This window comes from Streptomyces sp. JLBJ103 (assembly GCF_058215575.1).
Genome location: NZ_CM177089.1, coordinates 136,788 through 160,744, shown reverse-complemented (window position 1 = coordinate 160,744; position 23,957 = coordinate 136,788). Strand labels below are relative to the sequence as shown.

General features: G+C 73.1%; 6 protein-coding genes. 3 read left to right on the top strand and 3 right to left on the bottom strand.

Annotated features, from left to right (window positions below; genetic code table 11):
- Nucleotides 1-62 precede the first annotated feature (62 nt).
- Both AC4BEG_RS00630 and AC4BEG_RS00625 read right to left on the bottom strand, forming a co-directional pair.
- A complete protein-coding gene (locus tag AC4BEG_RS00630) occupies nt 63-4,331 on the bottom strand; it encodes a type I polyketide synthase (protein WP_490703932.1) in 4,269 nt (1,422 codons plus the stop codon).
- A complete protein-coding gene (locus AC4BEG_RS00625) occupies nt 4,324-18,438 on the bottom strand; it encodes an amino acid adenylation domain-containing protein (protein ID WP_490703931.1) in 14,115 nt (4,704 codons plus the stop codon). The genes AC4BEG_RS00630 and AC4BEG_RS00625 overlap by 8 nt, the downstream gene beginning before the upstream one ends.
- 458 nt (nt 18,439-18,896) lie before the next feature.
- Between AC4BEG_RS00625 and AC4BEG_RS00620 the strand changes: the two genes are divergently transcribed.
- The 3 genes from AC4BEG_RS00620 (at nt 18,897) to AC4BEG_RS00610 (ending at nt 23,272) form a co-directional block, all read left to right on the top strand.
- Nucleotides 18,897-19,424, top strand: coding sequence for an RNA polymerase sigma factor (locus tag AC4BEG_RS00620; protein ID WP_490703930.1), 528 nt, complete (start codon nt 18,897-18,899; stop codon nt 19,422-19,424).
- Nucleotides 19,425-19,525: 101 nt separating this feature from the next.
- Nucleotides 19,526-20,917, top strand: coding sequence for an NsdA family TPR-like regulatory protein (locus AC4BEG_RS00615; RefSeq protein ID WP_490703929.1), 1,392 nt, complete (start codon nt 19,526-19,528; stop codon nt 20,915-20,917).
- 141 nt (nt 20,918-21,058) lie between these two features.
- Nucleotides 21,059-23,272: a serine/threonine-protein kinase gene (locus AC4BEG_RS00610; protein ID WP_490703928.1), complete on the top strand. Its 2,214-nt coding sequence runs from the start codon at nt 21,059-21,061 to the stop codon at nt 23,270-23,272.
- A 22-nt stretch (nt 23,273-23,294) separates the two neighbouring features.
- Here AC4BEG_RS00610 and AC4BEG_RS00605 read toward each other — a convergent pair whose 3' ends face one another.
- Nucleotides 23,295-23,831: a hypothetical protein gene (locus AC4BEG_RS00605; protein ID WP_490703927.1), complete on the bottom strand. Its 537-nt coding sequence runs from the start codon at nt 23,829-23,831 to the stop codon at nt 23,295-23,297.
- Nucleotides 23,832-23,957: the final 126 nt, after the last annotated feature.

Sequence of the window (23,957 nt, the reverse complement as noted above, 5' to 3'; positions counted from 1 at the left end):
CGGGCGGCTGGGGTCCGTCGTCAAAGGGGGCCCTGGGCCGACCGCACCGCCGGACGGGGGGTTCAGCCCTGCTGGCGGGCAGCGTCGCGGCGCGCGCTGCGACGGATCACGGCCGGGCCTTCGTCGGACCGGGACGACCCGGCCTCGATGTCCTGCGCGACGGCGGCCACGGTCAGCCGCTCCAGCAGCCGCTTGACCGACAGCTCCACCTTCAGCTCGTCGCGCAGCCGGGTGACCAGTTGCAGAGCCAGCAGCGAGTCGCCGCCGAGGTCGAAGAAGCCGTCCTCGACGCCCACCGGTTCGACGCCCAGCACCTCCTGCCAGTGCTCGGCGACCCGCCGCTCCAGGTCGGTGCGCGGCTCGACGTACGGCTTGGCCAGCGCCGGGCGGCGGTTGAACGTCTTCCCGGCGGACCCGGACCCGGACCCGGACCCGGCGGCCGGAGCCGGGCTCGCCGGGACCGGGTCCTGATCGGCGGGCCGCTGGCCGACGATCAGCGCGTGCGCCGTGAAGGACTTCTCCTGCGGCACCTCGGGGTAGGAGGCGACGTTGCCGAATCCGGTCTCGGCCAGCAGGCCGCGCCAGACGTCGGGCGTGACGAGCGGGGTGTGCTCGCGCAGCCCGTCCTCGAAGTACCACCAGCCCTCGAACAGACCCGCCGTGGCCACCGCGAACCGCGGTTCGCGGCTGGCCTCCAGCAGGAACAGCGCGCCACCCGGCGCGAGCAGCCCGTGCACGTTCCGCAGCGTCGCCCGCAGCTCGGGCGTGGCATGCAGCACGTTGTAGGCGATCACCATGTCCCAGGCGCCGGTCTCGATGTCCTGCCCGGCGGGGTCCCGGGAGATGTCCAGGGTGGAGAAGGACATGTGGTGCAGCCCTTCCTGCTCGGCGCGGCGCTGCGCGCCCAGGACGAAGGCGCGGCCGAGGTCGGTGAAGCGGTACTCGACCTGTGGCACGTCCTGGAGCGCTCCGGCCACGGTCCAGGTCACGCCGCCCTGCCCGCCGCCGACCTCCAGGATCCGCACCGGACGGCCGGAGACCCGCGCGGCGAGCCGCGCGACGGTCTCGGCGATCAGATCGCGGTAGACCCCGATGTCGCTGGCCTCCACCCACTTCTCGGCGACCGGCCGGCTGATGTCGGAGCGCCCGTCGGGCAGCAGCACTTCGGTGCCCGCGAGCTCCCCGCTGACCACCTGCCCGTAGCGGGCCCGGCAGTGCTCGATCAGGTCCAGTTCGGCGAGGTACTCGGGGTGGTTCTCGCGGATCGTCCGCTCGACCTTGGCGATCTCCTCGTCGTCGCCCGCGTCACCGGTGAAGCGCAGCCGGTCGCCCTCGCTCTCGGCGATGCCGTCCACCTCGAGGATGTGCAGCAGGGCTTCGACGAACTTGCGGTAGGCGGGCACCGTCCGCAGCGTCCGATGGATATCGGCGCGCTCATGGACGGCGTCGGGCTCGGTGGAGACACCCTGCGAGCGCAGATAGGCCGTCACATGCAGGGCGCACAGCCGGTCGAGGAGTTCGCGGACGTCCACGGGCACCGCGTCGACCGGCATGCTCGCGCGCAGGCGCTCCTCGGCGGCGCGCAGCTGGGCGTCCTCGGCCGCGAGGTTCACGGGGAAGACCCGCGGGGCCGGCGGTGCGGCCGCGGGCTCGGCCGTGCCCCGGGCCGCGCGCTCGATCCAGTGCCGGGTGCGGGCGAAGGGGTAGCCGGGCAGCGGCACCCGCCGGGCGTCGTCCGGGGACGTGCTCGGCCCGGCCGCGACGCCGAGCGCCCACAGTCCGCCGACCGCCTCCAACAGCGCTTGCTCATCGTCCACTTGGGCCGCCTTGGCATGCCGCATCGCGGGCACGACGGTGGCGGGGGCGCCGGGCCGGGCCACCGCGTAGCCGGCCAGGGTACGGCCGGGGCCGCATTCGAGCAGCACGGGGTCGCCCGCCTCGGCGAGGGCGGCCAGACCGTCGGTGAACCGGACGGTGCCGCGCATGTGCCGCACCCAGTAGGCGGGGTCGGTCGCCTGCTCCGCGGTGATCCAGGTGCCGGTGAGGTTGGAGACGTACGGGATGGCGGGGGCGTTGAGGGTGACCGCGCGGACCGCCGTGGCGAACTCCTCCAGCACCGGGTCGAGCAGCCGCGAATGCGGTGCGGCGGCCAGCCGGACCCGGGAGCACTCCACACCGTCGGCGGTCAGCCGCCGTTCCATCTCGCCCACGGCGTCCTCGGTGCCGGACACCGTGCACGCGCCGGGGGAGTTGACCGTCGCCAGGTCCAGGGCGAGCCCGTCGGCGAGATACGGGCGCAGCGCGGCCTCGCCGAGCCAGACGCTCAGCGTGGCGCCACCGGCCCGCAGCATCAGCCGCTCCCGCAGGCTCACCAGGCCGAGCGCGTCCTCCAGGGACATCACTCCGGCCAGTACGGCGGCGGTGTACTCGCCGAGCGAGAACCCGAGCAGCGCGGAGGGCCGTACGCCCCGCTCGGCGAGGAGCGCGGCCAGCGCGTGTTCGACCGCGACCAGCGCGGGGAAGTCGAAGGGGACGTCGCTCGGGAGGTCCGCCGGGTCCCGGTGGTAGAGCAGATCGGTCAGTTCATGGCCGAGCAGGGGCCGCAAACCGGCGGAGGCGCGGTCCATGGCGTCCCGGAACACCGGCTCCGAGCGGTAGAGCCCCGCGCCCATGCCGGGGTACTGCGCACCGCCGCCGGGCAGCAGGAAGGCAAGCTGCCGACCCTCGGCCGGGACCGGGCCCGCGACCCCGCCCGGGTGCCGCAGCGCCTCGGCGGCCTCGGCCGTCTCGTTGCACACCACGGTGCGGCGGTAGGGAAGTTCACGGCGTCCGGTCCGCAGCGTGTGCGCGACGTCGGCGAGCGGCGGCGCCTGCTCGGCGGCCAACTGGCCCGCCAGACCGGCGGAGAGCTGGTCCAGCGCCTCGGGGGTCCGGGCCGACAACCGCAGCAGCTGCCAGGAGCCGTCGTCCCCGGCGCGCGGCGCGGACCGCGGCGGTTCCTCGACGATCACATGGGCGTTGGTGCCGCCCACGCCGAAGGCGCTGATCCCGGCGCGCAGCGGGGCGTCCTGGGGCGGCTCCCAGTCGATGGTCTCGCCGTGCACACGGAACGGCGTGGCGGGAAAGTCGATGGCGGGGTTGGGCGTGCGGAACCCCACGGTGCCGGGTATCCGGCGGTTCCGCATCGACAGCACCACTTTGATCAGCCCGGTGACACCGGCGGCCGTGTCGGTGTGGCCCACGTTGGACTTCACCGAGCCCAGGGCGCAGAACCCGGTGCGGTCGGTCTTCTCCCGGAAGGCCGCCGTCAGCGCCGCGACCTCGATGGGGTCGCCGACCGGTGTGCCGGTGCCGTGGGCCTCCACATAGGTGATGGTGTCCGCGGGGACGTCCGCGGCCGCGATCGCCTCCCTGATGACCTCCGTCTGGCCCTGTGGGCTGGGGGCGCTGAACGCGGGTTTGCGTGTGCCGTCGTTGTTGATCGCCGAGCCCTTGATGACGGCCCAGATCCGGTCGCCGTCGGCGAGCGCGTCCTCCAGCCGGCGCAGCACGACGGCCGCGACGGCGTCGCCGCGGATGGTGCCCCGGGCGTCCGCGTCGAAGGCGCGGGTGTGACCGTCGGGGGAGAGGATGCCCTGCTCGACATAGCGATAGCCGCGGTACGCCACCGGGTTGAGCGAGGAGCCGCCCGCCAGGGCGGTGTCGCAGCGGAAGTTCAGCAGCTCCTGGCAGGCCATGTGCACGGCCACCAGCGAGGTGGAGCAGGTGGTCTGCACGCATACGCTCGGCCCGGTCAGGCCCAGCTTGTACGACACGCGCATGGTCAGGGCGTCGGGCACGTTGCCGGCCTTGGCGGCGAGCAGCTCCAGGGAGCCGGGGGTGTCGCCGTAGCGGGGGTGGATGTGGTCGAGGAAGTACTCGCTCTGGCTGACGCCCGCGTACACACCGATCTGCCCGCCGCCGCGCGCCGGGTCGTAACCGGCGTTCTCCAGGGCGTGGTGGCACACCTCCAGGAACATACGCTGCTGGGGGTCGACGAGCTGGGCCTCGCCCGGCACATAGCCGAAGAAGTCCGCGTCGAACAGCTCGATGTCGTCGATGGTGGACGCGAGGCGGATGCGGTTCGGGTCGGTCAGCCCGGCCTCGTCGCCGCCCGCCGCGCGGTACTTGTCGTCCGGGATGGGTTTGGTGCTGTGGTGCCCGGCGGCCACATTGCGCCAGAACGTCTCGATGTCGGGCGCGTCGGGCCACCGCCCGGCCATGCCGACGATCGCTATGCTGCCGAACTCGTCCGCCTCGCCGGGGGTCTGCGGGTCGATGGGCTCAGCCATGGTCAGGGGTGTCCTTCCGGATCGAGGCGGCCCGGCGGCGGGCCTGGTGCTCACGCCGCTGCCGGGTGCGCTGATCGGCTTCCGATGAGGTGGCCGCGGTGCGCTCCCGGCCCGCCAGATGGGCGGCCAGGGCGGCGGGGGTGGGGTGGGTGAACAGGTCGGCGATCTCCGGCTGGTGGCCCAGCCGGCGTTCGATGAGGGTGCGCAGGGTGACCAGGAGGATGGAGTGCCCGCCGCGCGCGAAGAAGTCGTCGTGCGGTCCGAGGCCGTCGGTCTCCAGGACCTCGCCCCACAGGGCGACGAGCGCGGGTACGAGCTCTGCCCCCGCCCCGCCGGGCCGTGTTCCGTTCGCATCGCCGAGCGCCGCCGCGGTGGTGCTCGAGGCCGTCTCCGCGCCGTCGCCGGGCAGTGCCTCCACGGGTACGACCGTGCAGGGTACGGGGGTGCCGAAGCGGTCCGGCAGGCTGTCCGGCCGGGTCCCGGCCGGATGCGGTGCGGCGTCCTCGCGCGGTGTGGTGTAACCCGTGAGCCGCAGCAGCGGCCGGACGGGGGCGGCCAGCCGGGCCCGGACGAAGGGCGCCGCCGGGTCCAGGCCCACGAGCGTATGCGGCTCGGCGAGACTGAGCGCCACCGGCAGGGAGCCGAGGGCCTCGCGCGGCGCGAGCGGGCGGTAGCCCTTCGCGGCGGTGAGCGCCTTGAGGGGGTAGTTGTGGCTGATGCCGGTGTTGTCCCACATGCTCCAGGCGATGGTGTGGGCGTGGAGGCCGAGTTGGCGTTGGTGGGTGGTGAGGGTGTCGAGGTAGGCGTTGGCGGCGGAGTAGGCGGCGGCCATGGCGCCGCCGAAGTGTCCGTTGACGGAGGAGAAGGTGATGAAGAGGGTGCCGGGTCGGTCGCGGAGGGCGTCGGTGAGGATGGTGGCGCCGGTGGTCTTGGCGGCGAGCACCTCCGCCCACTGCCGCTCCGTCGTCCCGGCCACCGGCAGGTCGGCGCTACGCCCCGCCAGATGCCAGACGCCGTCCACCGGCCCCGCCTCCGCCAGCGCGCCGCGCACCGCTTCCGGGTCGGTGACGTCCACGACGCGGTACCGCACCTCGCCCAGCGCCGCCAGTTCCCGGAGCACCGCGGCGCGGGCGGGGTCGTCCGCCACCGGCGTCCGGCCGAACAGGGTGAGCCGGGCCCGGTGACGGGTCAGCAGATGCCGGGCCAGCTCGGCGCCGACCCCGCCCAGACCGCCGGTGACCAGATGGTGCCCGCCCTCGCGGACGGGCGGCTCGACCGCCGCGCCGCCCCGCGCGGGAGGCTCCGCCTCCGCCAGGCGGCGAACGTGGCGCTCACCGCCGCGCAGTACGACGTCGGACTCCGCCGACACCGTGGACAGCTCCCGGAACAGCGCCTCGGCCATGCCGTCGCCGGGCCCGACGTCCGTCCATCGCGCGGTCAGCCAGGGGAGTTCCTGGGCCGCGCTGCGCAGCACCGCGGCGGCCGCGGCGCCGCACGGGGCGGCGGGCTCCTCTCCGGACAGGGCCGCACTGCCGGTCGCGACGATCTCCAGCTCCACCGGGCTGTTGGTTTCGTGCCGGGCGGCCAGCGCGCTCACCAGGTCGCCCACGGCGCGGACCTGACGGAGCGCAGCCCCGGCGTCCAGCGGATCCGCGGGTGCGGCACCGACCCGGGTGAGGTCGACGACCCGGCGCACCGCGCCGGCGGCCGCCGCGAACAGCGCGGGGTCCTCCAGGACCGTGCACCGGCCCCCGGCCCCGGTGATCAGGGCGGCGAGCCGGCCCGCCACGGAGCGGCCGGGGTCGGCGAGCACCAGGGTGTGACCCTCGGCGAACCGGTCCGGGTCCCCGGCCGGGGCACCGGCCCGCTGCCAGACCGGCTGGTGGAACCAGTGGGGCACCGTCCGCTCGTTGCCCAGCAGCAGATCGGTCTCCCGGATCACCTCCGCGTACGCCCCGGCGGCGAAGCGGGAACGCAGCGCCGCCCGCTGGATCTTGCCGATCTCGGTCTTGGGGATGTCGCCGGAGGCCACCGGCACGAGATGGCCGGGCCGCACTCCGGTCTGCGCGGTGACCTTCCCCGCGATCTCCGCCAGGGTCCCGGCCCGGTCGGTGCCGGGCCGCAGCGAGAGGAAGATCGCGAGCCGGTCGGTGGTGTCGGCCGGGGTGCGCACGGCGACGGCGGCGGTGAACGAGCGCTCCACGGCGGGGTGTTCCTCGACCACCGCCTCGATGTCGTGCGGGTGCAGATTGTGGCCGTTGACGATGATGGTGTCCTTGGCCCGCCCGGTCAGCGTCAGCTCACCGCCGCGCAGGAAGCCCAGATCGCCGGAGTCGTACCAGCCGTCCTCGGTGAACGCCTCGGCGTTGTGCTCGGGAGCGCGGTGGTAGCCGTCGGTGACGGCGGGGCCGCGCAGCTGGAAATGGCCGACCGTGCCCTCGGGTACGACGCGGCCGTCCTCGCCGGTGATCCGGATGGAGCAGCCGGGGTAGGGACGGCCGAGGTTGACCAGGGTGTCGTCGTCCGTGGTGTTCTCCATGGTCAGGACGGCGTGGGTCTGACCGGAGCAGGTCTCCGCCGCTCCCCACACCGGCTGCACGGCGTCGCCGTGGAGTCCGTGCGGTGCGAGGGCCGTCAGGAAGCGCCGCACGACGCGCGGCACCACGGCCTCTCCCGCGTTGAGGCACATCCGCAGCCGTGACAGGTCCCAGGCGCGGTCCGGGGCCGCGGCGGCGAGGTGGTCCACGACCAGCCCGTAGGCGAAGTTCGGCGCCCAGGTGGAAGCCGCGCGGTAGCGGGAGAGGGCGTCGAGCCAGCGCAGCGGGTCCTCCAGGACCCAGGGCGTCGGGGCATGCACCTGACGGGCGCCCAGTACCAGATCCCGGATGTGTACGTGCACCACGCCGCCGACGTGGTCCAGGGGCATCCAGTTGAACGACGGGTCCTCCGCCGTGAGCCCGTTGAGGTCGATCACCCCGGCGGTGCGGGCCAGGATGTTGCGGTGCCGGAGCTCGACGGCCTTGGGCTGCCCGGTGCTGCCGGAGGTGAGCATGAGCAGGACCAGCTCGTCCGGGTCGGCGGTGTGCCAGTCCTCGTCGGCGGGGCCGTCCAGCAGCGTGCCCAACTCGGCCACCCGGTCCGTGCCGAGCAGCCCGGCGATGGCATCGCCGGAACCTGTGGAGCCCAGCACCAGCGGCCGGCCGAGGGCCTCCCAGGCACCGGCCAGCCGGGTGGCCTGGGCGCTGCCCGGGGTGTGGCCGCCCGGTGGCACGGCGAGCGGCACCGCGACCATGCCGCCCAGCGCGCAGGCCCAGAATCCGGTCACGAAGTCGCGGGTGGAGGCCAGTTGCAGGACGACCTTGTCGCCCGTGCCCAGGCCCAGGGCCCGCAGCCCGTGCAGGCCGCGCGAGGCCTCGCGCGCCAGCTCCGCGTACGTCTGCCGGTCCTCGGAGCCGTCGGCCCGCAGGTGCAGCAGGTCGCCCGGTCCGGCGGCGGCCCGCCGCATGGCGGTCACCAGGTCCGTCACGTCCAGGGGGACGAGCTCGGGCCCGTGCACGATCGAGGGCGTGCCCGCGGCCGGTTGGCCGGTGTCCGCCGCCGCGTCCGTCCCGGACGCCCCGGTGGGCACCGAACCGGCGGCCAGCCCGCCGGGGATGTCGCCCAGATGCACCCGGCGCGGTGCCGGGGCCGGGGCGTCCTCGATCCGTACGGCCACCTCTCCCACCCGCGGATCGGCGGTGAGCCGGGCCTGCCAGGCGGCAGCGGCCTCCTCGTCGAGCACCGGAAGGGACTCCAGGACGGCCGTGTCCACCGCGCCCTCTGCCGTGCGCGGCAGGACGGACACCAGCACGGTGTGCACTGGCAGCGCAGCCGGGACGGCCCGCCGCGCCGCCTCCGTCACCTGCCGGTCCGTCAATGGCCCCTCGGGCACGACACACACCATCAGACCGCTGTCACGGACGAGCACGGCGCAGTCGTGCACCGAGCCCAGCGCCCGTACCGCCGTCTCGGCACGCGCCGCCGCCTGCCCGGCGCGGGCGGAGCCGCCGCCCAGGGCGGACAGCCGCAGTTCCGGGCCGTCCGCCGCGGACTCGGCGATCCGGCACATCAGATCGGCGAGATCTTCCGCCGTCCCCGCGTCGAACAGGTCCGTGCTGTACTCCAGGGCGACGTCCAGCCCGCCGGGAGCGCCGTCCGGCTCCTGCCGCTCGGAGACGTTGAGGATCAGGTCGAACTTGGCGGCGCCGGCGTGCGGCCGCTCGGGCAGCACCTCCTCGCCACCCATCCGCACCGCCGCGCCCGCCGCACCCTGGAGGGCCATCGCCACCTGGAACAGCGGGTGACGGCCCGCGGCCCGGGGCGGGTTGAGGTGCTCCACGACCCGGTCGAACGGCACGTCCTGGTGGGCCTGGGCGGCGACGTCCGTCTCCCGGACGCGGTCGAGCAGTTCGGTGAAGGCGGGGTCGCCGGAGGTGTCGGTGCGCAGCACCAGGGTGTTGACGAAGAAGCCGACCAGATCCGCCAGGGCCTCGTCGTCCCGGCCCGCCCAGGGCGTGCCGAGCGGGATGTCCGTACCGGCCCCGGCCCGGGTCAGCGCGGCGGCCCAGGCGGCCTGGAGCGCCATGAACAGCGTCGCGCCGCGCTGCCGCGCCAGATCGGTCAGCGCCCGGTGCGTATCGGCGCCGAGTCGGCGGTGCACCAGCCGTCCCTCGCCGCTGGGCTGGGTGGGGCGGGGGTGGTCGTAGGGGAGGGGGAGTTGGTCGGGGAGGCTTGTGAGGGTGGTGTGCCAGTAGTGGAGTTGGCGGGCGGTGGTGCTGGTGGGGTCGTTTTCGTCGCCGAGGAGGGCGCGCTGCCAGAGGGTGTAATCGGGGTATTGGACGGGGAGCGGGGTCCAGTTCGGGCTGTGGCCGTCTGCGCGGGTGGTGTAGGCGTGGGCGAGATCGCGGCCGAGGGGGGTGAGGGACCAGCCGTCGGCGGCGATGTGGTGGACGACCAGGACGAGCACGCTACCGGCGTCGGTCAGGTGGAACAGGTGGGCACGCAGCGGCAGTTCCGCGCCCAGGTCGAACCCGATGCGGGAGGCCGAGCGGATCTGCTCCTCCAGCCAGCGGGCCGGGATCTCGGAGGTGAGCAGGTCCGGCCGGGCCTGCCCGGTCTCCATCACCTGCTGGCGCGGACGGCCCTCGTCGTCGGGGAAGAGCGTGCGCAGTGCCTCATGCCGGGCGGCGACGTCGGCGAGCGCCGCGCGCAGCACCTCCGCGTCGAGCCGCCCCTCGAAACGGAGCACCAGCGGGATGTTGTAGGTGGGGCTCGGCCCCTCCATCCGGTTGAGGAACCACATCCGGGACTGGGCCAGGGACAGCGGAACGGACTCCGGCCGCTCGACGGGCACCAGCGGCGGCCGTGCGGGGATGTCGTCCTCGGCCTGTGCGCCCTGCCGTTTGGCGCGTGCGGCCAGACCGGCCACCGTCGGCGCGGTGAACAGGTCCGAGACGGCGAGCTCCAGGCCGAGGACGGAGCGCAGCCGCCCCACGAGCCGGGTGGCCAGCAGCGAGTGGCCGCCCAGGGCGAAGAAGTCGTCGTCGCGGCCGACGCCGTCGACGCCGAGGACCTTGCACCAGACACCGGCGATCGCCTGCTCGGTTTCCGTCGCGGGGCGCTCACCGGCCCCGGCACCGGTCCGGAAGCGGCCCGCGAGCCGTTCCCGGTCGGGCCGTCCGTCCGGGGTGAGCGGCAGCGCGTCCAGGGTCTCCACGGCGCAGGGCACCGGTGTGCCGAAGCGGTCCGGCAGAGCGTCCGGCAGGGCCGTGTCCGGGCTACCGCTCGTGTCCGGCGTACCGGCGGTCACGTGGTAGCCGGTCAGCTGCTGGAGAGGCTCGGCCGGGGCGGCGAGGTGGCTGCGCACCCAGGGCGCGGTGGGGTCCAGCCCGACCAGCACGTGGGGCAGCCCGTGGCGCAGCGCGAGCGCCAGCGAGCGCACGCCGTGCCGACGGCCCAGGATCCGGAAGCCCCGGGCGCGGGTGAGCGCCTGGTGCGGGTAGTTGTGGCTGATGCCGGTGTTGTCCCACATGCTCCAGGCGATGGTGTGGGCGTGGAGGCCGAGTTGGCGTTGGTGGGTGGTGAGGGTGTCGAGGTAGGCGTTGGCGGCGGAGTAGGCGGCGGCCATGGCGCCGCCGAAGTGTCCGTTGACGGAGGAGAAGGCGATGAAGAGGGTGCCGGGTCGGTCGCGGAGGGCGTCGGTGAGGATGGTGGCGCCGGTGGTCTTGGCGGCGAGCACCTCCGCCCACTGCCGCTGTGTCGTCTCGGTGAGCGGGCTCTCGACGAAGCGCCCGGCCAGGTGCAGGACACCCGCGAGTTCGCCGTACGCCGTCCGCGCCTCGTCCAGCGCGCGGCGTACGGCCTCCGGGTCGGTGATGTCGGCGACGGCGTACCGCACGTCCCCGAGCGCGCCCAGTTCGCGCATCACGGCGGCGCGGGCGGGGTCGTCCGCCACCGGCGTACGGCCGAGCAGGGTGAGCCGGGCACCGCACTCGCCCAGCAGATGGCGGGCCAGCTCGGTGCCGATACCGCCCAGACCACCCGTCAGCAGATAGTGGCCGCCCGGGGTGAACACCGGTGCGTCCGGGCCGTCCCCGGCCTCGGGCGCGGGCAGCGGGGCGAGCCGGCGGATCCAGCGCGCCCCGTCCCGCAGGGCCACTTCCGGGTCGGTGGCCGGGCGGGCGATCTCGGCGTACAGGCTCCGGGCCGTCCGGGCGGCGTCCTCCGGGACGTCCGCCGCTTCGTCCGCGGGACCGAGGTCGGTCCAGCGCCCGTCGAGCCACGGCAGCTCCTGCACCGCGCTCTTGAGCACGGCGAGCGCCGCCCCCCGCTCCGGGCGCACCGGCTCGCCGTCGTGGACCGCGGCGCTGTGCCGGGCGACGACCTCGACGGACACCCGCCGCTCCTCGTCGGCGCGGGGAGCGAGGGCCGCGACGATCCCCGCCAGGCGGGAGACGGCCGCCGTCGTCCCGTCGGGACGCGGCAGCTCACCGCCGTCGGCCGGGACGTCGAGCAGGCTCAGGTCGATGACCCGGTCGACCACCCGGTCCGACTGCCCGGCGCCGAGGTCCTCCGGCCCGGCGGTCACGGTGACGTGGCAGCCGTCCGTGGTGAGCAGCGCCTCCAGTCCCTTGGCGACCGTGCCGTCCGCGTCGGCCAGGACCACGGTGTGCCCGCCCGCCGGCGCGGCGGCGTGGACGGCGTCCTCCCGCTGCCAGACCGGCCGGTGGAACCAGTCCGGGATGGTGCGGTCGCCGCCCAGCAGCAGATCGGTGCGGCGGATGACGTCGTTGAACCGCCCTTCCTCCAGCCGCTGCCGCAGCAGCGTCCGCTGCACCTTGCCGATCTCGGTCTTGGGGATGTCGGCGGGGGCGACCGGCAGGACGAAGGAGGGGGCGGCGCCGAACTCGCGTGTCACCCGCCCCGCGATCTCCGTGAGCAGCTGCCGCTCGTCGGCCCCCGGCGCCGGGCAGAAGATCACCGCGATGTCGTCCGTCCCGGCCGCCGCCGATGTGCGGACCGCGACGGCCGCCGTGTACGAGCGCCGCACCCCCGCGGTCTCCTCCACCACGGCCTCGATCTCGTGGCTGGGGTGGTTGACGCCGTTGACGATGATGACGTCCTTGGCCCGCCCGGTCAGGTACAGCTCGCCGTCGCGCAGGAACGCGAGGTCTCCGGTGCGGAACCAGCCGTCCTCGGTGAAGGACTCGGCGTTCTTCTCCGGGGCGTTGTGGTAGCCGGGCGTCACGGAGGGGCCGCGCACCTGGAAGTGGCCCACATGTCCCTCGGGTACCACCCGGTCCCGGTCGTCCACCACGCGGATCGAGAACCCGGGGTAGGGCTTGCCGCAGCTCACGTACACGTCCTCGGCGCCCGCCGCGGCCGAGAAGGCGGTGTCGGTGACCGCCGATGAGGTCTCCGACATGCCCCAGGCGGGGTGCATCACGTCCGGGCGGACACCGAACGGCTCCAGCTGGGCGAGCCACTGGCGCGCCACCCGGGGCACGACGGCCTCGCCCGCGTTCATGGCGAGCTTGAGCGCCGACAGATCCCAGGAGCGCTCCGTTTCCTCGGCCACCCGCGCGCGCACCAGCCCGTAGGCGAAGTTCGGCGCCCAGGTGACCGTCACCCGGTTCCGGTCCATCACATCGAGCCAGCGCAGCGGCTCCTCGGTGACCCACGAGGGAAGGGCGTGGATCTGACGGCAGCCCAGGAACACATCCCTGATGTGGAACATCACCACCCCGCCGACGTGGTCCAGCGGCATCCAGTTGAAGCTGGTCTCCCGCTCGGTGAGCCCGTTGTGCTGCGCGGTGCCCGCCGCGCGGCTCAGCACCATCCGGTGGGTGACGGGCACGGCCTTGGGCAGCCCGGTGCTGCCGGAGGTCAGCATCATCAGCGCTGCCTCGCCGGGGTCCGGCTGGTGCCAGTCCGTGGCGGCCGGGGCATCGCGCAACTCGTCGACGGGGAGCACCTCCAGCCCGGACCAGCCCTCGTGGGCGGCCCGTTCCCGCAGTTCCGCGGCCGGGCGGGGCCCGGCGGCGATCCGGGGACGGCCGAGCGCCCGCCAGACGTTCGCCAGCTTCTCCAGTTGCGGTGAGGCATCCCGGTACGAGCCGGGCACGCTCATCGGCACCACGGTGACGCCGCCCGCGACGCAGCCCCACAGCGCGGTCAGGAAGTCCTCGGTGGCATCGAACTGGAAGATCACCGTCTCCCCGGGCCGGACCCCGTGCGCCCGCAGCCCGCCGAGGACCCGCGACGCCTCCTCGGCCAGCGCGGTGTACGACTGCCGGTGCTCGGAGCCGTCCTCGCGGATGTGGACGATCTCGCCGTCACCCTGCGCGGCGGCCCGCAGAGCCTCGCCGAGACGGGCGTACGGCGGCGGGTCCAGCCGTGGGCCCTCGCTCACCGAGGGAACCGCACCGGGCAGGTCCGCGCCGTCCGGAACGGTCTGCGACTCCTCCTCCCGCGGCTCTTCTTCGGGGACGGGGGTCCCGGCGGCCGGTCCGGCACCGGGCAGGCCCCCGAGGTGCAGATGGCCCACGGCCGGCGGTGCGGTGTCGCGCACGACGACAGCCGCGGCGGTGGTGTCGAGAGCCTGGCCCAGGGCCCGTTCCCAGGTGGCGGCCAGCCCCTCGTCGAGCACCGGAAGGCGGTCCAGCGCCCCGGTGTCCAGCGCGCCGCCGGGCGTCCGCGGCAGCGACGCGACCAGGACGACGTGGAGCGGGCCCGCGGCGCGGGGCAGCGCGGGCCGCGCGGCGGCCGCCAGACGGCCGTGGTCCACGGCAGCGCCCGGCACGACGTGGGCGACCGCCTCCAGAGCACCGGCGACCGAACGGCGCACCCGTACCACGCAGTCGCGCACTCCGTCGGCGGCGAGCAGGGCCCGCTCCACGGCGGGCGCGCACGCCTCCCACTCGGCCTCCTCGGCCGCGTCCAGCAGGGGCAGCCGGGACAGCGGCTGCTCCGGTGCCCGCACCGCACCGGTGAGCAGCCGCACCAGCCGCGCGACCAGCCGCTCGACGGTGCTCCGCTCGAACAGCTCGGTGCTGTACTCCACCGTTCCCTCGAGTCCGTCGGCCGCGCCGTCCGGCGTCCACCGCTCGGTGAGGGACACCATCAGGTCGAACCGGGCGGTGCCGATGCCCCCGGGATCCAGGCGCACCCGGCTGCCCGCCATCTCCACCTCGGTGTGCGCGTCCTCGGCGTTCTGGAGCGCGAGCATCACCTGGAACAGCGGATGACGCCCCACGGCGCGGGGCGGGTTGAGGTGCTCCACGACCCGGTCGAACGGCAGTCGGCTGTGCGCATGCGCCGCCAGGTCCGTGTCCCGGACGCGGTCGAGCAGTTCGGCGAAGGCGGGGTCGCCGGAGGTGTCGGTGCGCAGTACCAGGGTGTTGACGAAGTATCCGACGAGGTCGGTCAGCGCCTCGTCCTCGCGGCCCGCCGTGGGCGTGCCGAGGGGGATGTCCGTGCCCGCGCCGCAGCGGGTGAGGGTGGCGGCCCAGGCGGCCTGGAGCACCATGAACGGCGTCGCCCTGTGCTGCTGGGCCAGCTCCGCGAGGCGACGGTGGAGTGCGGCGTCGATGCGGAAGTGGGCGGTGTCCCCGGCATGACCGGGCTGGGTGGGGCGGGGGTGGTCGTAGGGGAGGGGGAGTTGGTCGGGGAGGTGTGCGAGGGTGGTGTGCCAGTAGTGGAGTTGGCGGGCGGTGGTGCTGGTGGGGTCGTTTTCGTTGCCGAGGAGGGTGTGCTGCCAGAGGGTGTAGTCGGGGTATTGGACGGGGAGCGGGGTCCAGTTGGGGGTGTGGCCGTCGGTGCGGGTGGTGTAGGCGTGGGCGAGGTCGCGGCCGAGGGGGGTGAGGGACCAGCCGTCGGCGGCGATGTGGTGGACGACCAGGACGAGCACGCTGCCTGCATCGGCGTCGGCATCGGTGAGGTGGAACAGGTGGGCGCGCAGCGGCAGTTCGGAGACCAGGTCGAAGGCGTACCGGACGGCCTCCTGCCGTAGCCGGGGCAGGTCCGCCTCGGTGGCCTCCGCCACGTGCAGGACGGGCCGGGCGGCCGGAGCGTCCGCGGCCAGCACCTCCTGGCGCGGCTCGCCGTCCTCGTGCGGGAAGAGGGTGCGCAGCGCCTCGTGCCGGGCGACGACGTCGGCGAGCGCCGCGCGCAGTGCCTCCGCGTCGACCGGCCCGGCGAAGCGCATCACCAGCGGGATGTTGTAGGTGGGGCTCGGGCCTTCCAGCCGGTTGAGGAACCACAGACCGGCCTGGGAGGGGGTGAGTGGGATGCGCGTGGGCCGCCGCTCGGGCGGCACGGCGACGAGCGCCGGACGGTCCGCCGTCCCCGGGGCGCTCTCCGGCAGGAGCGCGGCGATCTCCGCCGGGGTGGGCGTGGTGAAGACGGCGGCCATCGGCACATCGGCGCCGGTGGCCGCGCGCAGCCGGGTCAGCAGCCGGGTGGCGAGCAGCGAGTGGCCACCGAGGGCGAAGAAGTCGTCGTGGGCGCCGACCGTCCCCTCCGGCAGCCGCAGCACCTCCTCGTAGAGCCGGCACAGGAGGGCCTGGGCCTCGGTGACCGGGGCGTGGCCGTGCGCGGCGGCGGCGAAGTCCGGTGCGGGCAGTGCCTCGGCGTCCAGCTTGCCGTTGGCGGTCAGCGGCAGGGCATCCAGGAGGACGCAGGCACCGGGCACCATGTGCGCGGGCAGCCGCTCGGCCAGATACGCGCGCAGATCCGACGGATCAGGGGCGCTGCCCGGTGCGGGCACGGCGTAGGCGACGAGCATCCGCTCACCGTCACCGGCGGGCCGGGCGACGACGGCGGCGCGGGCGACATCCCCGAGCCCGGTCAGCGCCGCCTCGATCTCGCCCGGCTCGATCCGGAAGCCGCGGATCTTCACCTGCTGGTCGGCGCGCCCGGCGTACTCCAGCGTGCCGTCCGGCAGCCGCCGGGCCAGGTCGCCGGTGCGGTACATGCGCATGCCGTCCGGGCCGAACGGGTCGGCCACGAACCGCTCGTCCGTCAGATCAGGCCGGCCCAGATAGCCGTCCGCCAGACCGGGCCCGGAGACGTACATCTCGCCCGTCCAGCCGGGCGGGACCGGCCGCAGGGAGTGGTCGAGGAGGTAGACGCGCAGATCCGGCAGGGGGGTGCCGATGATGCTGCGCGGCCGGTCCTCCCCGATGAGCGCGAGGGTGACGCGCTGGAAGGTGACATGCACGGTCGTCTCGGTGATGCCGTACATGTTGACCAGCACCGGCGCCTCGTCGCCGTACCGCTCGGCCCACGGGCGCAGTTGGGCGGGCTCCAGTGCCTCGCCGCCGAAGACGACATACCGCAGGGCGAGGGGTTCCCCCGGGGCCTCGCGGTCGGCCTGGATCAGCTGCTGGAAGGCGGACGGAGTCTGGTTGAGGACGGTGACACGCTCACGGCGCAGCAGCGAGAGGAACTCGTCCGGCGCGCGGGTGACCGGTTGCGGGACGACGACCAACCGGCCGCCGTGCAGCAGTGGACCCCAGATCTCCCAGACGGAGAAGTCGAAGGCGTAGGAGTGGAACAGCGTCCACACGTCGTCCGGGCCGAAGGAGAACAGCCCGGCGGAGGTCTCGAAGAGCCGGATGACATTGGCATGCGGGATCACCACGCCCTTCGGGCGGCCGGTGGAGCCCGAGGTGTGGATGATGTACGCGGTGTCGTGCGGGGTCAGCGGGGCGCGGAGGTCGCCGTCGGCGAGATCGGCGGGTGAGTGGCCGGCGAGGTCCCGTTCGGTGTCCGGGTCGCCGAGGACGATCGTGTCGGCAGCGGTGTCCGGCAGCGCGGACGCGGTTCCGGCATCCGTCACCAGCAGCGCCGGTCGTGCGTCCTCGGTCACGGTGCGGATCCGCTCGGCGGGGTAGCCGGGGTCCAACGGCAGGTAGGCGGCGCCTGACTTGAGGACGGCCAGCAGGGCGGTGACCAGCTCGGCGGAGCGCGGCAGGGCCAGGGCCACCACACCGCCCGGCCCGGCACCGCGCGCCACCAGAAGCCGGGCGATGCGGTTGGCGCGGGCGTTCAGCTCGGCGTACGTCAGGGCGGTGCCCTCGTAGGTGACGGCGGTCGCGCCGGGCGTCCGGGCCGCCTGGGCCTCGAACCGTGCGGGGAGGGTCGCGTCGCGCGCGGGGGAGGGGTCCGGGGCGGCGGCGTACCCCGGGTCCTCGCCGGGCAGCAGCAGGGAGAGACCGGCGACGTCGGGCTCAGGAGCCGTGCCTTCGGCGTCCTGGGCCATGCCCGCGGCATCGGTGAACTGCCGCAGCAGGGAGAGGAATCGGGCCTGGTGCCCGGCGAGCTCCTCCGCGGTGTAGAGCCTCGGGTTCGCGGCGAAGGCGATATGCAGTCCGCTGCCACCGCGGCCCGGCCGCAGGGTGACGGTCAGGTCCTCGACCGGGCCGCCGGACAGGTGGTGGAAGGTCGAGCGGTACGCGCCGAAGTGCGGTTCGTTGTCGAACGGCACGAGGTTGACGACCGGCCCGTACAGCCGCCGGTCGCCCCTCAGTAGATTCAGATCGCGGCGCAGTTCCTCCGCCCGGTAGCGCTGATGCGCGCGGACGGCGCGCAACTCGGCGGCCACGTCCCCGATGAGCCGCGCGAGGCTCGTACCGGGCCGCACGGTCACGCGCAGCGGCAGCACGTTGGAGACCACGCCGGGTGTCCGCAGCGCCGCCGAGCCGGACCGGTTCATGCAGGGCACGCCGAGCACGATGTCCTCGGCACCGGTGACCCGGTGGACATACGCGGCGGCCGCGGCGAGGAACAGCTCGGCCCGGCCGGCGCCCAGTTGGGCCGCGGTGGCCGCGAGCCGTTCGGCGTCGGCCGCGGAGAGGGCGGTGGCGCCGCGCAGGGCGGCGTCCGATGGCGGCGCGGTGCCCTCGGTCAGGCTCACGGGCCGGGGGGCGTCCTTGAACCGTGCGGTCCAGAAGGCACGGTCCGCCGTGAGCCGCCCGGAGTCGCGGTAGGCGGTCTCCTCCTTCAACAGCCGGTTCAGCGAGGGGAATCCGCGCCCGGGGTCCTGCCCGGCCTCCAGCGCGCTGTAGATCTCGGCGACGCGCCGGGCGACGAGGGTGTAGCCGTAGCCGTCGAGCAGGATGTGGTGCGCCCGCTGATACCACAGGAGCCGGTCAGGCGCAATGGTGAAGAGGGCCTCGGTGAACAATGGTCCCTCGGTGAGACCGATGGGGGTGGTGAGATCGGCGCGCATCCACGCCTCGGCCGCGGCGCGGGGGTCCGGTTCCGCGCTGACGTCCACGCGGTGCAGTGGCCAGATATGGCCGTCCGAGCCCGCGTCGCGGTCGCTCGCGGGGGCGAGGTGGGCGCGGGGCCCCTCCTCGGTCTCGGTGAAGCGCAGACCGAAGGTCTCCGCCTCCGCTATCGCGCGCCGCAGTGCGGTCTCGAACAGCGCGGTGTCCACGGGACCGTGTATCTCCGTGTACTCACCGGTGTTGTAGGCCGCGTTCGCGGGGTCGAGCCGCTGGGCGAACCAGATGCCCTCCTGCGCACCCGACAGCGGACGGACGGAGTCCTCGGGAACAGACATGTCACCAACCCTCAATAGGCGGGGAAATGTTCACATCAAACTCCGGTTCGAACGAGAGCCGGAGAAGTACAAAGGAAGTCGGGAGACGTTTTTCGAGGGCGGCTTCACGAGTGCCGCCGTGACGGGGTGATCCGTCCACGGCTAACCCTGCATGAGGGGAACTCGGGCAGTCAAGCGCAAACTTGCTCGCCGCGCGCCCTTACGCTGCGCCTACTTCCTTGAATGCAGCTTGAATCCAAGTCATCAGCCGAAGCACGTCCGAGGCACACTGCGTTCCTCTTGAAAGCACGCACCATTCCGGCTTCACTGAAAGCGCGATTCCGCTTCAATGCTGTGCCGGTCCTCCGGCGCATCCATGTTTTTGGCCACCACCGATCCGTCCGAGCAGGGTGCATGACTGAGTTCGAAGCCGCAGCGCATCGGCATCACGGCCCTCCGACTACAGGAGTGCCAACACCGTGAGAACAGCGAACGAACCCTGCCTTCCCACCGTTTCGGCTCTGCTGCCGCGCGCCCAGGCCGGTGACCGCCGGGCCATGAACGACCTGCTCCTGCACATCGCGCCCTTCGTCCGCCGACTGTGCTTCTCGATCTCCCGGTGGCACGGTTCCGACGCCGCGCAGGAGGCGATGCTAGCCATATACCGCGGCGTCGCGGGGCTGCGCGAGCCGTCCGCGTTCTACGGTTGGGTACGGGCCGTCACGGTGCGGGAGGCGGTACGCACATCCAAGCGGCTGGGCCAGGGCCCGGCCGGTGAACTACCCGAACTCGCCCAGGACGGCAACCCGTTGGCGGTTGTCCACATCTCCGATGTGATGGATCGGCTGCCCAACCAGCACCGCCAGATCCTCACCCTGCGCGCCGTCTACGGCCTGAATGAACAGGAGATGGCGGACACGCTCTCGGTGCCGGTCGGCACCGTCCGGTCCCGGCTGTACCGTGCCCGCCGCCATTTCCAGGACGCCTGGCATCAGCGGTCCGCCTGACCATCAGGTCCTTACGCGGCCGGTATGAGACGTTATCTACAGTTTTCACTAGGGCGGCGGACACCACACTCATGATCATTAGGCGATAAGGAGGTTGCTCCATGGCACGGCCCCGGCATCCCCTGACCCTGCTGCGCGCCATGACCGGTGACACCCAGCTTTCCTACGCGGAACTGGTGGCCGACACCCACGAGGCCCTGGGATTCGGGAAACTGCAAAGGCGCCGCGAGAAGGTGTCCCGTTGGGAAACGCAGGGTATTCCGCCCGACCACAGCACGCAGCTCGCCATCGCCCATATCCACCATGTGCCCGAGGAAGAGGTGCAGCGCCTGGGATGGCCCCACTGGCTGCGTCTCGGCAAACCCGCCGCACCGCGCGCCACACGCGCGGGCTTACGTGAGGAAAGCCGCGGAGGGGCGGGTGCCGCGAGCGGCAACAGGAAACGCCCCGGCTTTTATCCTGGCCAGTCCCGCATCGCCGTCTCCGGAACGGCACTCGATTCCTTCGTGCGGGAAACGCTGGCGATGGTCTCTGCGCCACCGGTGCCGGGCAGTGTACGTGCCCACAGCGTCACCCCGGAAACCGCCGACCTGTTGGAGAGACGCACGGTCTCGCTCAACACATTGTTTTCGGCCATCAATCCCGTCACCCTGTACCGGGTGGCTCGTGCCGAATTCGATTTGGCCCGAACATTGCTGACGGACAACGGATACGACTCCGCGACCGGATCGCGGATCTTCCTCGTCGTCGCCCGCCTCGGACAACTGTGCGGGCTCGTCGGCAAGGCCACTGGGGACGACGCGCGGGCCGAGCGCTACTACCTCGCCGCCGTCCGCGCCGCCGCCCGGGCGGGCGACCGCCTCACGACAGCCGTCTATCTGGCGGATCTGGCCTGGTGCCATATCGAAGCGGGCGACCCCGCCGATGTGCTCTCCCTCGTCAGCGCCGCACGCTCACTCACCCCCGAGCCCCCACCCTCGGTCACCGTCGTCCTGCACAGCAGAGAGGCCCGCGCCCACGCCCGGCGCGGTGAGCTCATCTCCAGCGCCCGGGCCCTGGACCGCACCACCGGACTCCTGGCCCGAAGCACGCAAGGCGGCTCCGGCGCCGCGGACCCCTACCGGAACGTCGGGGACGCATGGCTGTCCATAGCCACCGCCCGTGCCTGGCTCGACGCGGGCCAGCCCAAACGGGCCCTGGAACACTTCACCCCTTTACTGCCGGGCGCGCGGTGGACGCCGCCACGGGACGGCGGCGGCGACCCGGAGCAGCCGCCGCTGCTGGTCGCCCGCGACCTGCTGGCCGTGGCCGACGCGCAGTTGGCGCTCCGGGACATCGACGCGGCCGTGGACAGCGCCCGCCGGGCCGTGTCCCAGTTCGACCGGGTCCCCGCCGGTATCCTCGGCCGCTGCCGCGGCGCCTTCACCTCCCACACGGGCACCCCGGCGGTGCGGGACCTCCTCGACTTCCTCGCGGAGACCCCGGCGGCCTGAACGGCCGACGGACCGCATGTCCGGTCGCCTCCGTGCCTCACTCGATTCTTCTTCCGCAACTCCCTTTGCTGTGACACAGTGTGACGGTGAAGCGCCACACTGTGGGCGACGGGGGACGCACAGGGGGAGTAGTGATGCCGCATGGCCGGGATGAAGCTCTATTCGCTGGACTCCGGTGATCCCAGGCAGCTCGGCCCTTACCGGCTGCTGCGACGCATCGCCACCGGTGGAATGGGCCGGATCTATCTCGCGCGGCGGGAGGCACCGGGGAGCCCCGCGAGCGCCGCCGGGCCCACCGGGACGGTGGTGGACCCCGGGATCGTCGCGGTCAAGACGCTGCTCGCACAGGGCTTTGTGAGCAGGCCGGACCGGGCTCGGTTCGCCCGCGAGGTGGAGTTGGCGGGGCGGGTCGACAGCGAGTACACCGCCACGGTGCTCGAAGCCGACGCGAAAGCCGAGCGGCCGTGGCTCGCCATCGAGTTCATTCCCGCGCCCAGTCTGGCCGACCTCGTCGACGCCGCCGGGACGTTGCCCGCGGACGGGGTGCGGTGGGTCGCGGCCGGGGCCGCGCGGGCGCTGGTCGAGCTGCACGCCCTGGGGGTTGTGCACCGGGACATCAAACCGCTGAACGTCCTGCTGCCCCACGAGGGCCCCCGCCTCATCGACTTCGGCATCTCGCACGCCCACGATCACACCAGTTCGACGACGACCATCGGCACCTTCGCGTTCACCTCGCCGGAGCAGGCGAGCGGCAGGAAGTCCACCGCCGCCTCCGACATGTACTCGCTGGGCGCCACGCTCTTCTTCCTCGCGGTCGGCCGCCCGCCGTACGAGCAGACCGACCACTCCATCGGGGTCCTCGCCCTCGTCCAGCGCGGTGAGACCGACACGAGCGGGCTCCCGCCGGAACTGACGCCGCTGATCCTGCCGCTCCTTGAACCCGACCCCGAGCGGCGGCCTGCCCCGTCCGACGTACTGCGGGACTGTCTCGACCGCCTCGACGGCCTCGACAGCCTCGACGGGGAGAGGACGGCCCGCGACGTGGGGCGGTGGCTGCCCGAGCGGTGGACGGAGCTCATCGGCGCGTACGCGGAGCAGGGGCGGCAACTCGTCGACGGCTCACTGGACTTGGCCGCCGCCGAGGCGCTGACGGAGGTACGGTCCGAGTCCGGTGAGGAGGGCGCGGACGAGGCGCTCAGTGAGATGCGCGAGCAGCTGGAGGCCCTGCGGTTGCAGCGGGACGCCCTGGTGCGGGCGCAGGCCGAGGAGCGGGCGGAGGCCGAGGCGCGGGATCGGGCGCGCCAGGAGGAAGAGGAGCGCAAGCGCCGGGAACGGGCGAGGAAAGAGGAGGCGGAGCGGAGGGAGCGGGAGCGGAAGGAACAGGCCCGGCTGGAACGGGAGCGCAAGGAAGGCGAACGCAAGGAGAAGGCGCGGAAGGAAGCGGAGCTCAAGGAGAAGCAGCGCAGGGAGCGCGAGCGCCTGGCGCGGGAGAAGACCGCGACCGCCGGCAAGAGCGCCGGTACGACCTCCACCCCCAAGTCGACGGCGTCCGGCGCGGCCACGTCCGGCGCGGCCAAGAAGCGTCCCGCGAAGAAGTCGGACCCCATGGAGAGCTGGGGCGGCCTCCTCGTGGGGGCGCTCGTCATCGGGCTCCTGATCTGGCAGCCGTGGAACAAGAAGGACGACAACAGTCCGTCCAGCAGCCCTACCCCGCGCTACAGTCAGCCCTTGTCCAGCGGCGACGGCGGCACCGGTGGGCTCGATGACGACGAAAGCCTCGGTGGCGGTGACAGTGACACGTCCTCCGGCTTGTCCAGCTCCTCCAGCGGCGGCTCCGAGCCCGACCCGGAAACCAGCTCCCCCGAGCCCGATCCCACCGAAGAGGCGTTCAAGGCGGTCTCGCACGGGGAGTGCCTGGACGTCGTCGACACCGGGTACGGCGGCCAGTCCACATACGACTGGAGCGAGGAGAAGCCGAACACCACCTCTTGCAGTGTCGCGCGGGTGAGGGTCACCAGCACGACCGGGGACTGCACGAAGCGCAACGACCAGACGTCGTGGTCGTACTACTCCGCCAGCAGCGGTGAGCGCACCGAGCTCTGCCTCACCGGCGAGTACCACGTGGGGGACTGCGTGCTCGCCAACCGCCAGGGCGACAGCGCCTCCGTGGCGCTGCTGTCTTCCGTGAACTGCACGGACCGGAAGGTTCCCAGCGGGTACAACGACATCTTCGTCATCACGGCCATCTACTCCGGCTCTTCCAACTGTTCCGCCGGACAGTACGACTCGAACACGTACTGGTCCTGGAAGGTGGGCGGCGGGTCGACGCAGCTGTGCATGAGGGCGTACGACTGACCCGGTTCCGGAGCGGGGATGGTTACGCGGGGGCGGCAAGCTTCGTGCACATGAATGGTTCGTCGATCCAGTAGGTGTCGTGCTGCTCGTCGTAGACGATCGGGTACCGCGTGTTCGGGTCGCAGAGTTTCTCGATCTGGGCTCGATCAGCCGAACTGATGGTGAACCAGTACGTGTTGGTGTCCCGGGCAATCCGCTGGCATCTGTAGAAGAACCCCTTCACGCCCGGACCGAACACATCGCTGCGGAAATCGGCGGCCAGTTTCTTGTTGAGGTTGATGTTCTCGCAGTCGGCCTTCATGCCCTCGACGTTGGTGGTCTCCGCCGCCTCGGTCGTATATCCCTTGGCGGTGTGGGTTCCCCACACCGTCCAGGTCCGCTTCGGCAGGGCGACCTGTTCGGCGACCTCGGCGAGGAACGGGCTGCGGGGTGCGGGCTTCTCGGAGGGTGTGGTGGCGGCGCCCACCTGCGCGGAGCCTCCGGCCACGGTGATGCCCAGCGCCGCGAGCAGAAGAAGGGAGGTCCGGATTCGGTTGCGGGTCGTGGACGAAGAAGACATGGTGCGCTCCATTCCGGTCCGGTCCAGCGGGCCGACTGGCGTCTGACGGCCGGATCGCACGCTAACGGCTCGGACGAGTGATCCACGGGATCGACAGGGCCGTCCGAAGCTCTTCGCCCCCACTTC

Coding starts and splice junctions, on each gene's coding strand:
- AC4BEG_RS00630 (WP_490703932.1), bottom strand. CDS start 4,331: ATGGCTGAGCCCATCGACCCGCAGACCCCCGGCGAGGCGGACGAGTTC.
- AC4BEG_RS00625 (WP_490703931.1), bottom strand. CDS start 18,438: ATGTCTGTTCCCGAGGACTCCGTCCGTCCGCTGTCGGGTGCGCAGGAG.
- AC4BEG_RS00615 (WP_490703929.1), top strand. CDS start 19,526: ATGGCACGGCCCCGGCATCCCCTGACCCTGCTGCGCGCCATGACCGGT.
- AC4BEG_RS00610 (WP_490703928.1), top strand. CDS start 21,059: ATGGCCGGGATGAAGCTCTATTCGCTGGACTCCGGTGATCCCAGGCAG.
- AC4BEG_RS00605 (WP_490703927.1), bottom strand. CDS start 23,831: ATGTCTTCTTCGTCCACGACCCGCAACCGAATCCGGACCTCCCTTCTT.